At 65.9% G+C, this 13,000-nt stretch carries 13 protein-coding genes; 6 read left to right on the forward strand and 7 right to left on the reverse strand.

The features are described 5' to 3' along the window. The 5 genes from GCN78_RS23455 to GCN78_RS23475 all read left to right on the forward strand — a co-directional run. Nucleotides 1-617 (forward strand): exosortase C-terminal domain/associated protein EpsI (locus GCN78_RS23455; RefSeq protein ID WP_152253855.1); only part of this gene is annotated, 617 nt, incomplete at its 5' end. Continuing rightward, entirely contained in the window at nt 607-1,809 is a 1,203-nt protein-coding gene (locus GCN78_RS23460; protein ID WP_152253856.1) for a TIGR03088 family PEP-CTERM/XrtA system glycosyltransferase, read from the forward strand. The genes GCN78_RS23455 and GCN78_RS23460, both read left to right, overlap by 11 nt. Nucleotides 1,810-1,819: 10 nt before the next feature. Next, entirely contained in the window at nt 1,820-3,772 is a 1,953-nt protein-coding gene (locus tag GCN78_RS23465) for an XrtA/PEP-CTERM system amidotransferase (RefSeq protein ID WP_152253857.1), read from the forward strand. A 4-nt stretch (nt 3,773-3,776) separates the two neighbouring features. Further along, nucleotides 3,777-5,012 carry a TIGR04063 family PEP-CTERM/XrtA system glycosyltransferase gene (locus GCN78_RS23470; protein WP_152253858.1) on the forward strand — a complete coding sequence of 412 codons (1,236 nt, stop codon included), beginning with the start codon at nt 3,777-3,779 and terminating at the stop codon, nt 5,010-5,012. Further along, the gene (locus GCN78_RS23475) at nt 5,009-7,444 is read left to right on the forward strand and encodes a glycosyltransferase (protein ID WP_152253859.1); all 2,436 of its coding nucleotides are present in this window, start codon (nt 5,009-5,011) and stop codon (nt 7,442-7,444) included. Before GCN78_RS23470 ends, GCN78_RS23475 begins: the two co-directional genes overlap by 4 nt. Before the next feature lie 9 nt (nt 7,445-7,453). Here the strand turns inward: GCN78_RS23475 and GCN78_RS23480 are convergent, their stop codons facing one another. From GCN78_RS23480 to GCN78_RS23500, 5 genes are all read right to left on the reverse strand, one after another. Further along, a complete protein-coding gene (locus GCN78_RS23480) occupies nt 7,454-7,798 on the reverse strand; it encodes a hypothetical protein (protein WP_152253860.1) in 345 nt (114 codons plus the stop codon). 335 nt (nt 7,799-8,133) lie between these two features. Further along, complete coding sequence (locus GCN78_RS23485) at nt 8,134-8,493, reverse strand: DUF7225 domain-containing protein (protein ID WP_152253861.1); 360 nt, start codon at nt 8,491-8,493, stop codon at nt 8,134-8,136. Nucleotides 8,494-8,568: 75 nt separating this feature from the next. Next, nucleotides 8,569-9,225 (reverse strand): hypothetical protein, encoded by a 657-nt coding sequence (locus tag GCN78_RS23490; RefSeq protein ID WP_152253862.1) that lies wholly within the window; start codon nt 9,223-9,225, stop codon nt 8,569-8,571. 338 nt (nt 9,226-9,563) lie between these two features. Then, on the reverse strand, nt 9,564-10,031 hold the full coding sequence (locus GCN78_RS23495) for a MepB family protein (protein WP_152253863.1): 468 nt from the start codon (nt 10,029-10,031) through the stop codon (nt 9,564-9,566). Beyond that, nucleotides 10,028-10,261: a hypothetical protein gene (locus GCN78_RS23500; RefSeq protein ID WP_152253864.1), complete on the reverse strand. Its 234-nt coding sequence runs from the start codon at nt 10,259-10,261 to the stop codon at nt 10,028-10,030. Before GCN78_RS23500 ends, GCN78_RS23495 begins: the two co-directional genes overlap by 4 nt. 98 nt (nt 10,262-10,359) lie before the next feature. Between GCN78_RS23500 and GCN78_RS23505 the strand changes: the two genes are divergently transcribed. Next, nucleotides 10,360-10,722 carry a TfoX/Sxy family protein gene (locus tag GCN78_RS23505; protein WP_152253865.1) on the forward strand — a complete coding sequence of 121 codons (363 nt, stop codon included), beginning with the start codon at nt 10,360-10,362 and terminating at the stop codon, nt 10,720-10,722. Here GCN78_RS23505 and GCN78_RS23510 read toward each other — a convergent pair. Further along, nucleotides 10,711-11,715: a 2-hydroxyacid dehydrogenase gene (locus GCN78_RS23510; RefSeq protein ID WP_152253866.1), complete on the reverse strand. Its 1,005-nt coding sequence runs from the start codon at nt 11,713-11,715 to the stop codon at nt 10,711-10,713. The two genes, GCN78_RS23505 and GCN78_RS23510, sit on opposite strands and share 12 nt — an antisense overlap. Nucleotides 11,716-11,802: 87 nt before the next feature. Next, complete coding sequence (locus GCN78_RS23515; protein ID WP_152253867.1) at nt 11,803-12,993, reverse strand: hypothetical protein; 1,191 nt, start codon at nt 12,991-12,993, stop codon at nt 11,803-11,805. Nucleotides 12,994-13,000 lie beyond the last annotated feature (7 nt).

Raw genomic sequence — 13,000 nt, forward strand, 5'->3', positions numbered from 1 at the left:
CGCTGTGGCCGGCATTGGCCCTGGCCAGCGACCGCGACGACGGCGCCAAGCCGCCCGCCATCGTGCTGGCCTTGCCCGATCCGCCCGCCTGGCGGCGCCTGCACGACGCGGCGCCGGGGAGGCCGATCTGGCAGGCGCCGTATGCGGGCGCGCCCGCGCTGTTTGCCGCCAGCTATGCGCGCCAGGACGGCGCTGGCGCGCCGGTGGGGCTGCAATTGCACTGGTATGCGCGCCAGGCGCGCGATGCCGAGCTGCTGACGCATCAGACGTCGCCCTACGGCGCGCGCTGGATCCCCTTGGCGCAACGCATGCGGCAGGTCGACCTGGCCGGCGGCGCCCTGGGCGTGCGCGAAAGCGTGCTGTCCTACGGCGGCGAACGCCTGCTGGTGTGGCGCCTCTACCGCCAGGGCGGCATCGTCACGGCCAGGCCCGCGCTGGTCAAACTGCTGCTGGCGCAAGCCAAGCTGCTTGGCAGGCGCCAGGACGGCGCCGACCTCATCGTCTTTGCCGCCTATGACGAGCTGGCGCCGCCGCCATACGCGCAGCTGCAGGCGTTCTTGCAGGCGGCGCTGCCCGTCATCGAACAACGCTTGCAGGAGCTGCCGCATGGTCCCTGACCTCGACACCGGTGGCGCGCATGCGGTCAGCAGCGCCCCGCTGATCGTGCACGTGATCCACCAGCTCGACGTGGGCGGGCTGGAAAACGGCCTGGTCAACCTGATCAACCATTTGCCGCCGGAGCGCTACCGGCACACCATCGTCTGCCTGAAAAATGCCACGGCATTTCGCCAGCGCCTGACCACCCCAGGCGTCGACATCATCAGCCTGGGCAAGCGCGAAGGCAAGGACTGGCGCCACTACCTGCACCTGTACCGCGTCCTGAAACAGCTGCGCCCGGTGCTCGTGCACACGCGCAACCTGGGTTGCCTCGAAGCGCAACTGCTGGCCTGCCTGGCCGGCGTGCGCCTGCGCGTGCATGGCAAGCACGGACGCGAGATGAGCGACTTGCACGGCACCCGCCGCAAATACCGGCTGCTGCGCAAATGCATGCTGCCGCTGGTGCAGCACTTCATCGCCGTCAGCGCCGACCTGGGACTGTGGCTGGTCGATGCCATCGGCGCGGCGCCCGCGCAGGTGTCGCACATCGGCAATGGCGTCGACAGCGTGCAATTCCATCCGCGCCTGGGGCCGCCGGCCGCCGTGGGCCCGCCCGGATTCCTGTGCAATGGCGCCTTCGTCATCGGCAGCGTGGGCCGCATGACGGCCGTCAAGGACCATGTCTCGCTGGTGCAGGCGTTCCTGCTGTTGCTGGCGCAGCCGGGCGCCCGCGCGCGCCTGCGCCTGCTCATCGTGGGCGACGGGCCGTGCCGCCAGACCTGCCTGGATCTGCTGCGGCAGGCCGGCGCGGCGCACCTTGCCTGGCTGCCCGGCGCGCGCGACGATGTGGCGCAGCTGCTGCGCGCCATGGACCTGTTCGTGCTGCCGTCACTGGCCGAAGGCAGCTCGAACACCATCCTCGAAGCGATGGCGACGGGGCTGCCCATCGTCGCCACGCAGGTGGGCGGCAACGCGGAACTGGTGCAGTCGGGCTGGAGCGGCACCCTGGTGCCGCCCGGTTCGCCCGAGATGCTGGCCGATGCCATGCTCGACTACTACAGCATGCCCGAACTGGGCCCCCGTCACGGCGCGCGCGGGCGGCGCCAGGTGCTGGCCGAGCACAGCCTGCCCGCCATGGCCGGCGCCTACCTGGCCGTGTACGACCGCCTGACGGGCGCGCGCCAGCCTTCTCCCCTGTCCACCCCTCCCTGAAAGGCCTCCCATGTGCGGCATCAGCGGCATTTTTGACTTGCAGGGCCAGCGCGACATCGACGTGCTGCTGCTGGCGCGCATGAACCACAGCCTGCGCCACCGTGGGCCGGACGAAGGAGGTCTGCACCGCGAGCCGGGACTGGGCCTGGCGCACCGGCGCCTGTCCGTGATCGACCTGGCCAGCGGCCAGCAGCCGCTGTTCAACGCCGACCGCAGCATCGCCATCGTCTTCAATGGCGAAATCTACAACTATCGCAGCCTGATGGCCGAACTGCGCCAGTTCGGCCATGTCTTTCGCACCAGCAGCGACACGGAAGTCATCGTCCACGCGTGGGCACAATGGGGCGAGCAAAGCGTGCGGCGCCTGCGCGGCATGTTCGCCTTCGCCCTGTGGGACCGCCGGCGCCATCTGCTGTTCCTGGCGCGCGACCGCCTCGGCGTCAAACCGCTGTACTACGGCGAGGCGCAGGACGGCACGCTGCTGTTCGGCTCCGAACTGAAAGCCTTGCTCGCCCATCCCGCCATGCCGCGCGTGCTCGACCCGCTGGCGGTGGAAGAGTATTTCGCGTACGGCTACGTGCCCGAGCCGCGCAGCATCTTCCAGCAGGCGCGCAAGCTCCCGCCCGGGCATACGCTCTGCATCCGCGCCGGCCAGCCGCTGCCCGCGCCGCAAGCGTACTGGGACATCCCGTTCACGCCGAATCCGCCCGCCAGCGAAGCGCAGGCGGCCGACGAACTGCTGGCGCGCCTGCGTGAAGCCGTGCGCATCCGCATGGTGGCCGACGTGCCGCTGGGGGCGTTTTTGTCGGGCGGCGTCGATTCGAGCGCCGTCGTGGCGCTGATGGCCGGTGCCAGCAGCACGCCCGTCAACACCTGCTCCATCTCGTTCGGCGACCCGGCCTACAACGAAGCGCGCTACGCCGACCTGGTGGCGCGCCGCTACGGCACGGCGCACGTTGCGCGGCAGGTGGAGCAGGACGACTTCGAACTGATCGACCTGCTGGCCAAGCTGTACGACGAACCGTTCGCCGACAGTTCCGCCATGCCGACTTACCGCGTCTGCCAGCTGGCGCGCCAGCGCGTGACGGTGGCGCTGTCGGGCGACGGCGGCGATGAAAGCATGGCCGGCTACCGGCGCTACCGCCTGCACATGCGCGAGGAGAGAATACGCATGGCGATGGACCCCTTGCTGTCGGGCGGCCTGCGCCAATCCCTGTTTGGCACCCTTGGCCGCTGGTATCCGAAAGCCGACTGGGCGCCGCGCTTCCTGCGCGCCAAGACCACCTTCGAAGGCCTGGCGCGCGACACGACGGACGCGTATTTCCACGGCGTCTGCCTGCTGGGCGACGCCATGCGCGCACGCCTGTTCAGCCCCGAGCTGCGCCGCAGCCTGCACGGCTACCGGGCCGTGGAGGTGCTGCGCCGCCACGCGCTGGCCAGTCCCGCGCAAAATCCCCTGTCGCAGGTGCAATACCTGGACCTGAAGACCTATCTGCCCGGCGACATCCTCACCAAAGTCGACCGGGCCAGCATGGCGCATGCGCTGGAAGTGCGTTCGCCCCTGCTGGACCATGAACTGGTGGCGTGGATGTCGGGCCTGCCGCCGCAGTTGAAACTGCGCCGCGGCGAAGGTAAATACCTGCTGAAGAAGGCGCTGCGCCCGCTCTTGCCCGACGACGTGCTGTACCGCCAGAAGATGGGTTTTGCAGTGCCGCTGGCCGGCTGGCTGCGCGGGCCGCTGCGCCAGCGCCTGCAGCAGCGGCTGCTGGGCCCCATGCTGGCGCAGTGCGGCCTGTTCGACATGGACTACGTGCGCCAGCTGCTCGACTTGCATGCGAGCGGCCGGCGCGACTACAGCGCGCCACTGTGGGCGCTGCTGATGTTCGAGTCCTTCCTGCGCCAGGTGCTGCCAGTCGACGGCCGCAAGACGCTGGCGCCCGCACCTGCCATGGCGCTGGAGTGAATCCATGCGCATCCTGCACATCCTCGACCACTCGCTGCCGCTCCACAGCGGCTACACCTTTCGCACCCTGGCCATCCTGCGGCAGCAGCGCGCGCTGGGCTGGCACACCGTGCAGCTCACCAGTGCCAAGCAGGGGCCGTCCGCTGGCCCGCAGCAGCTGGTCGATGGCTGGCATTTCTACCGCACGGCGCCCGATGCGCGTTGGTGGGCGCGCCTGCCCGTGCTGCGGCAAGTGGCCGTCATCGTCGGCCTGGCCGTGCGCCTGCGCCAGCTGGCGCGCCAGGTCAGGCCCGACGTGCTGCATGCGCACTCGCCCGCCCTGAACGCCATCGCCGCCCTGAACGCTGGGCGCGCGCTGGGCATTCCCGTCGTGTATGAAGTGCGCGCTTTCTGGGAAGACGCGGCCGCCGACCATGGCAGCAGCCGGCCCGGCGGCCTGCGCTACCGGCTCACGCGCGCGCTGGAAAACCATGCGCTGCGCCGCGCCGACGCCGTCACCACCATCTGCGAGGGCTTGCGGCGCGAGCTGCGCGCGCGCGGCGTGCCGGCCGACAAAATCACCGTCATTCCAAACGCCGTCGATGCCGGCGCTTTCCATGCCGCGCATGATCCTGCACTGGCGCACACGCTGGGACTCGATGGCCATCCAGTCATCGGCTTCATCGGCTCGTTCTACGCCTACGAAGGCCTGGCCCTGCTGCTGCGCGCCATGCCGCGCATGCTGGCCGCGCAGCCGGCGCTGCGCCTGCTGCTGGCCGGCGGCGGTCCGCAGGAGGCGGCGCTGCAGGCGCTGGCGGCGCAGCTGGACATAGCGCACGCCGTCGTCTTCGCCGGCCGCGTGCCGCACGCGCAGGTGGCCGCGTACTATCAGCTGCTCGACATCTGCGTGTATCCGCGCCTGCCCATGCGCCTGACGGAACTCGTGACTCCCTTGAAACCGCTCGAGGCGATGGTCCAGAGCCGCCTCGTGGTAGCGTCCGATGTGGGCGGCCACCGCGAGCTGATCGAGCATGGCAAGACGGGCCTGCTGTTTCGCGCCGGCGACGCCGAGGCGCTGGCGCGGACGGTATTGAACCTGCTGCTGGCGCCCGACAGCTGGGCGCCGCTAAGGCGCCAGGCGCGCGCCTTCGTGGGCACGGAGCGCAGCTGGGCCTCCAGCGTGGGCCGCTATGCCGACGTGTATGCGCGCCTGGCCGCGCCGGCGGCAACGGCGCCAATGGCCTCGGGAGTGCGGCCATGAAGCTGGCCGGCCTGCGCATCGCCCTGGTGGGCCCCGTCCCGCCGCCGGCCGGCGGCATGGCCAATCAGACGCTCCAGCTGGTCAAGCTGCTGCGCGCCGAGGGCGCGCAGGTGCAGCTACTGCCGGTCAACGGCCCCATGCTGCCGTCCTGGCTGGCGGGCATCCGCTATCTACGTGCGGCGCTGCGCCTGCCCGTCTTCCTGTGGCGGCTGGGGCGCACGGCCAATACGGTCGACCTGTTCCACATCATGGCCAATTCCGGCTGGTCCTGGCATTTGCTGGCCGCGCCAGCGCTGTGGATCGCCAGTCTGAAGGGAAAACCTGCCCTGCTCAGTTACCATGGCGGCGACGCCGCCGCCTTCCTGGACCGCTCGCCGCGCCTCGTCGCGTTCAGCCTGCGCCGCGCCAACGCCATCGTCGTGCCTTCGGCCTTCCTGGCACGCATCTTCGAACAGCACGGCCATATGGCGCACATCGTGCCCAACGTGATTGACCTGGCCCGCTTTGCGCCGGCCGCGCCGCCCCCGACGCCTGGCGGCGGCCCCCGCATCCTCGTCGCGCGCCACCTGGAAAGCCTGTACGACAATGCCAGCGCCGTGCGCGCCTTCGCCCTCGTGCGCAAGACGTATCCCACGGCCAGCCTGGTGCTGGCGGGTGGCGGGCCGCAACGCGAGGCGCTGGAAAAACTGGCGCGCGCGCTGGGCGTGCACGATGCCGTGCGCTTCGCCGGGCAAATCGACAATACCGCGATGCCGGCCCTGTACCAGGCCAGCGACATCGTCCTCAATCCCAGCCTGGCCGACAACATGCCCATTTCCGTGCTCGAGGCGCTCGCCTGCGGTGTGCCTGTCGTCAGCACCAACGTGGGCGGCATCCCCACCCTGCTGCAGGATGGCGTGACGGCCTTGCTGGTGCCGCCCGGCGATCCGGCCGCCATGGCGCAGGCCATCGAGGCGCTGCTGCGCGACCCGCCGCGCGCGCAGGCGCTGGTGGCCGCGGGCCTGGCGCACGCCGCCACCTTCGGCTGGGCCGGCATCGCGCCCAGGCTGGCCGCGCATTACCGCCGCATCCGCGCCGCGCCGCGGCCCGGCTTCTACACGCGCTGCGTGGCCCGCTGGCTGTTTCCCCTGCACGAATGGCTCAAGGGCCACCACAGCGCGCGCCTGCTGCGCCGGCTCGAACGCTCGCAGTGGTGGAGCGCGCAGCAGCTGGAACAGTGGCAACTAGCGCGCCTGCGGGCGCTGCTGCGCCATGCGGGCCAGCACGTACCCTACTACCGCGCGCTGTTCGCCCGCTGCGGCTTCGACCCGGAACAAGTGCGGCAGCTGGCCGACCTGTCACGCCTGCCGCTGCTGCGCAAAAGCGATATCGCCGCCGCGCGCGACAGCTTCAAATCCGCCCGCGCCGTGGGATTGCGGCCGTTCGCCACGGGCGGCTCCAGCGGCGAGCCGCTGCAATTTTTCCTGGGCCGCCGGCGCGTCAGCCACGACATCGCCGCCAAGTGGCGCGCCACGCGCTGGTGGGGCGTCGACATCGGCGACCGCGAAGGCGTGCTGTGGGGTTCGCCCATCGAACTGCATGCACAGGACCGCCTGCGCCGCCTGCGCGACGCGCTGCTGCGCACCACCTTGCTGCCCGCGTTCGCCATGTCGCCCGCGCGCCTGGACGGCTACGTGGCGCAATTGCGCCGCTGGCGTCCGCGCATGCTGTTCGGCTACCCGTCCGCCTTGTGCCGCATCGCCAGCCATGCCAGCGCGCGCGACCTGCCGCTCGACGGCCTGGGCGTGAAAGTGGCGTTCGTCACGGCCGAGCGCCTGTACGACGAGCAGCGCGCGCAGATCGCCGCCGCCTTCGGCTGCCCCGTCGCCAACGGCTACGGCGGGCGCGACGCGGGCTTCATCGCCCACGAATGCCCGGACGGCGGCATGCACGTCACGGCTGAAGACATCATCGTGGAAATCCTTGATGGCCAGGGCCGGCCGCTGCCGCCAGGAGTCACGGGCGAAATCGTCGTCACCCACCTGGCCACGCAAGACTACCCCTTCATCCGCTACGCCACGGGCGACGTGGGCGCGCTGGGCACGCAGCCGTGCGCCTGCGGCCGCGGCCTGCCCCTGCTGCAGAAAATCGAGGGGCGCAGCACGGATTTCCTCACCGCCATGGACGGCACCGTCATGCACGGCCTGGCCCTCGTCTACATCGTGCGCGAACTGCCGCAGGTGCGCAGTTTCAAAATCATCCAGGAAACCCTGCTGCGCACGCGCGTGCTGCTGGTCTGCCAGCCGCGCCTCGATGCCACCACGCGCAACACCATCGTCGCCGGCTTCCAGGCCAGGCTGGGAGCGCAAGTGGATGTCATCATCGAGGAAGTCGACGAGATCGCGGCGGAGGCGTCGGGCAAATACCGGTATGTGGTGAGCGAGGTGACCTAGCAAGGCGGCCTACAACGACATCGGATAGTTCTTCTCCACTACGCGGTCATGCCGGTCCAGTTCTACGGAGCACACCTCCAGCTCCGTGTTCAAGCGGTTCTCGAACCACAGCCGCTCGATGCAGGGCGCCACACACGGCGTGGTGGAATAGTGTTTGAAGGAGACTTCTTCACGCTCCACATGGGTCGGCGTACCGAAGCGGGCACGCACCGCCTGCCGCGTATCTCCAGTCTGGATTTGATAGAACGCCTCCTTGCGGCTGTTGGAGAATACGCAGCATGCGGCGACATAGCAGGCAGGGCTGTGGATGAGCAGGCACAGTAGAATTTTTTTAGGCGACATCTTGAATTGCATGCCATATTGTCGATGACTTTATCCGGCGCGGCAAGCCGGCCGAAACGATGCTGGGCAGAGTCAGAAAGATGCAGCTCTTCTATGCCGACACGATCTGGGCGTTAATACCAGCCCATCGCGCCATCTGTTACCGGAGTGTCGCGGCAGATATCGGCAGCGAAGGATGAGATCGTGTCTGAAAGGCGAACCTGACCCTAGCACTAGTTGCGTTGGCAATCTATTTCGAACAGGCCGGATCAGGCGTGCTAACGATAAGATCGCGGCCAATCTGCTGATTTTATCCTCTCGCCGCGCGTCAGCAAATTGGCGACTTGTATTCAGACGCAGTTAGAGCATCAAGGATTGCTGGCATAGGCTTTGTAATTGCCGTTAATCCACATCCCAACAGGACGCTGATGCGAACCTTTTGGCGTCCAGGTCACCTCGCCGGAATACGCATAGCCACTTCCCAGGAATTCGTACATTCCAAGTCCAACTCTCACAAACATTGCATTCGCCATACTTGCCGAGACCGGGTCTCTATTCAAGCAGTTATAGCAAAAATCGGAAGGAATGATGCTCGATCTGGCAAAGCCGCCCAGTCGCGATGCCGCATCCACAATCTGCTTGTGAGGTATGGGTTCGGTACCATACTGAGCCTGAAGTTGCCTACCAGCGCTCTCAATGGCTCCAACGCGGGATAAACCATTCTTCATTCCTGCCCTCCTCGATATCAAGCAACTGTAAAGAAATACGATTAGCGGCAGAATCTCACTTCGGATAAGATTGTGCTATGGCACTGCCTCAACATCCATTATTTTTTTATTGAAATTAATAACCAATTCCTCATCGACAATTACATCCAATGAAACAATAAGGAGTGCGGCATTTCTGGCGGAAAAGAACTCTTTGACTGCCCCAGAAAATCTCACTTTTGCCACATTCAGCCTTTTCCTCTGCTCATCCTGAAGGTGGATCGATTGATTAAGTTTCGTCAATGCTACTGAAATATCTGAATTATTTCTTGCACTCCCGAAGGCGTGTGAAGTGATTGCAATGGCTTCACTTAATTTTTTATTACCATCAAGTTCAATAACCTCCAACGCCGCCATAGCACGCCGAAGATCCAAATCGGTATCCAGGTAGCGCACCAGCGTAATGGTCTTGTTTTTATGTGCGGCTGCCGTTGCAATCTGCATCGCCAAAACATCATTCTTCCATTCAGACATATCGGCAACTGCAGACGAAAAAATCTCATTTAAATCTTTTTCATAGCCAAAATTTCCAATTGCATTCTCTAGCCGTATAGATGATCTTTTAACATAGGGCGTCATTTTCTCAACGTAACTATTATTATCCTGCCATGAATGGTATGCAGACCAGATAAGGCCAAGCCCTCCCGCGATAGAAAGGAGAAGAATGACGATAAGAACCTGTTTTTTCATCATAGACCCTCCTGGAGGCATTGATTTCCAGAATCCAAAATAGGCACGACGTTGAAAATAGTCACGAATTCTTCAACATCTTTTCCTTGGCAAGTTCATTACGTTATACACATCTTTTACAAAACTCGCTTGGCTCGCCTGGCATGGCCCCTCCCATTGAAATGCTTGCATTAAGCCACCCGCGCATCAGCACATCCGCCGGTCATGAGCATGACCGGGACATCAGGCCTCCAAGGGCATGTCAAGCGGTGCCATCCAGCAACCACCCAGCCGCAGCGGATCACCCGCCGCCATAAACCACCCCATCTGCCGACGATGGGACGGGATCAGCTCCGCCATTTTCAAGCTAGCAACAAGCGAACAATCCCCGATAGATCCTCTTGGCCCACAAACCACTGCGCCTGCCAGCGCTGCGTGCGCAGCGCCTGGCTCGATTCCGGCGCGCACCATGGCGGATACACGCGCAGCGCGCGCTTGCCGCCTTGGCCGGCGCGCGACATCACGCCGCGCTCGATCAGCGCGCTGCGCGGGAAGATGAAAAAGCCGTGCCGCGCGCCGTCGCCGTCGGCCACGGCGATGATGACGGCATCGACGGGATCCGCTTCGTCCAGCGGGGCGATGTCGGCGTCCGGATGGGGGCGCTTCCAGACGGTGACGAACTGGCCGATCTTGGTCGGCGTGGTTTTCGCCACGCGCAAGACCAGCCGCTTGCCGTGCAGGGCGGCGCGGCAGGCGCCGTAGTCCGCGCTTTCCGCTTCCGGCACGGGCGCTTGCGGCAAGCCCAGGAAAGCCCAGGGACCGGCCTTCATTGCGCGCTGAACTCGGCTGCGGCCTTGGCCGCCCACAGCGCTTCGGCGTGGCTGGCGAACGGGCTGTCGTAGCCGTCAACGGTACCGTCCTCGTCGACAAAATACAGCCACCAGCCGTCGCCCTGCGCACGGATGGCCGTCTGGCCCGGTGCGCAGTGGGCTACCACGTCCTGTGACGATGCGAGGGTGGCGATGCGGATGCCGCGGTGAATAAGATGCTCGGGTGTCATGGCAAAATAGCTAATGCAAAATAAATAATGGCGATAGTGTAGCCGCGCCGCCCTGTCCTGGCCAGTGCGCTACACTATTCCTTCATACGGAGGACGACATGGCATCACAGCAAGGCACGGTGGATTTTTTGCTCGACCAGATGGCGGGCGCGGGCGGCATCAGCGCGAAAAAAATGTTTGGCGAGTATGGCCTGTATTACGACGGCAAGATGTTCGCCATCGTCGCCGACGACCAGCTGTTCATCAAGCCGACGGATGCGGGCCGCGCCTGGATCGGCGCGCAAGGCGCGTTGCAGGAAGCGCCGCCCTATCCGCAAGCCAAGCCATACTTTTTGATCGATGGCGGGCTGTGGGACGAGCGCGACTGGTTGAGCCAGCTGGCGCGGCGCACGGCGGACGCCTTGCCGCCGCCAAAACCCAAGCCGCCGCCCAAGCCTAAAAAACAGACTTCAGCTGGCTAGTACGCTGTTCTCGCACGCCTTGCCTTCACGGAAGCATTGCAGGTTGTAATACGTGATGGCGGCGATCTCGCGCAGCGCTTCGATGGTGAAGAAGCCCTGGTGGCCCGTCACCAGCACGTTAGGGAAGGTCATCAATCGCTGGAAGATGTCGTCGTCGATGATGTCGGACGAGCGGTCCTGGAAGAACAGATTGCTTTCCTGCTCGTACACGTCGATGGCGAGCGAACCGAGCTGGCGCGATTTGAGCGCTTCGATGACGGCGCCCGTGTCGATCAGGCCGCCGCGCGAGGTGTTCACCAGCATGGCGCCCTTCTTCATCAGCGGTAATGTTGCTTCGCTGATCATGTGGCGCGTGCTCTCCATCAGCGGGCAATGCAGCGAGACGATGTCGGACTCGGCCAGCAGCCGCGGCAGCTCCACCATCGTGCCCAGCTCGGCGAACGCGGGCGCCGGATACGGGTCGTGGCCCAGCACCGCGCAACCGAAGCCCTTGAAGATGCGCGCCGTGGCCAGGCCGATCTTGCCGGTGCCGACGATGCCCACCGTCTTGCCGTGCAGGGTCGCGCCCAACAAGCCGTCCAGCGAGAAATTGCCTTCGCGCACGCGGGCGTAGGCGCGGTGCGTGTTGCGGTTCAGGGTTTGCACGAGTGCCAAGGTGTATTCGGCCACGGCTTCCGGGGAGTAGGCAGGCACGCGGGCGACAAAAAAGCCCAGGCGTTTCGCCGCTTCGAGGTCGAGGTTGTTGTAGCCGGCGCAACGCAGCAGGATGGCGCGCACGCCGTAGCCGTGCAGCGCTTCCAGCACTGGCGCGTCGAGCACGTCATTGACGAAGACGCAGACGGCTTGCACGCCTTGCGCCAGCACCACGGTTTCCTGGCTCAGCGAGGCACTGTGATACACCAGCTCGATGTTGGCGGCGTCGGGCTGGGACGGCAAGGCTTCATCGAAGAAACGGCGGTCGTAGGGCTGGCTGGCGAAGAAGGCGATTTTCATGGGGCGTCCTGGAACTTGCTGGATGGCAAAACAGCATCATAGCGCAAGCGCCCCGCCCCGCGGCGTACGCCTGGCACCGCCAGCGGCCTATTTGGGTTCGCGGGGCAAGGTCAGCACGTGGCGCAGGTAGGCCGTTTCCTCGGCGTGCTGCGCGTGGTAGCGCTCGCGCGCGGCGCGCATGGCCGCCTGATGGGCATCAACCGTGGCAGGCGTCAGCTCGATGCCAAAATCATCCGGCACGGCCGTGCCGCCGCCGAACAGGCGCGCCAGGATGAAGCGGCCCACGTTGTCGCGGTAGTGCGACGCTTCCCAGTAATAGCGCATCGCGCGCGCGCCCGTCACTTGCGGGATCGGCTCGCTGGTGATGCTGTTGAAGCCGGAAAAATCAAGCAGGCGCACGTCGCAGCCCTGGCGCCGGTAGCGCCCGGCCAGCTGCGCCAGGTCGCGCTGCCATGTTTCCATGGCGTCCCATTTGCCGCGCCAGTACAGCCCGTCGAGCGTGAGCGCGTGCGTGGGATTGATGTACAGGCGCAAGCGCGTGCCGCCCTGGCACAACTTGCCGACACTGGCGTCGAAAGCGCGCAGCGCGGGCGCCGTCGGCCCCAGGCCATCGCCAAATTCCTGCAGGCGCGGCGTGAAGGCGCGCGCCGTGCCGGCCCAGGTACGGTTGCGGCTGGTGAGGCAGGACGCGTCGCGCTGGCCGTTCAGCGCCAGGCTGGACAGGCACACGCCGTCATAGCTGCCGCTGAGGATGCGCCAGGTGTCGCGCGTCATGTCCACCGTCAGGCCGCGCTTGATGTTGAGCAAGGCGCGCCGCGCGAAAAACGCGGGGCCGGCGGCCGTCAAGCCCGGCTCCACCCCGGCCGAGCCCAGCTCCAGCGAAAACGAGGGGGCGTCGATGCCCCACACCATGGTGTCGACATGGCTGACCCTGGCCGCGTGCTCGGCCAGGCGGATGGCCTCGCCGATGGAGGCGCCGGACACGGCGCTGTTGAAGACGCTCTTGCCATCGAACAAGGCGCGCACGCCCGTCGGCAAGCCCATTTCCGTGCGCGAATTGCCGATGTACACGACGGCGGGCCGGTAGCGCGCCACGGCATACGTCTTGCCCCACGCGCTGAGCTTTTCATACGTGGGACGCAGGCGCTGCAGCAGCGGGCTGTCCCACTGGTGCAGCAGATACGGGTCGACGCGGTAATTGACGGCGGACACGAAGGCCAGCGCGGCCAGCACGCAGGCGAAGAAAATGGCGAGGTAGCGACGGGCGGTGGTATCCATGGTCAGC

Origin of the sequence: Janthinobacterium rivuli, from assembly GCF_009208735.1 — a bacterium.
In the GTDB taxonomy this organism is placed as follows: Bacteria; Pseudomonadota; Gammaproteobacteria; order Burkholderiales; family Burkholderiaceae_D; genus Janthinobacterium.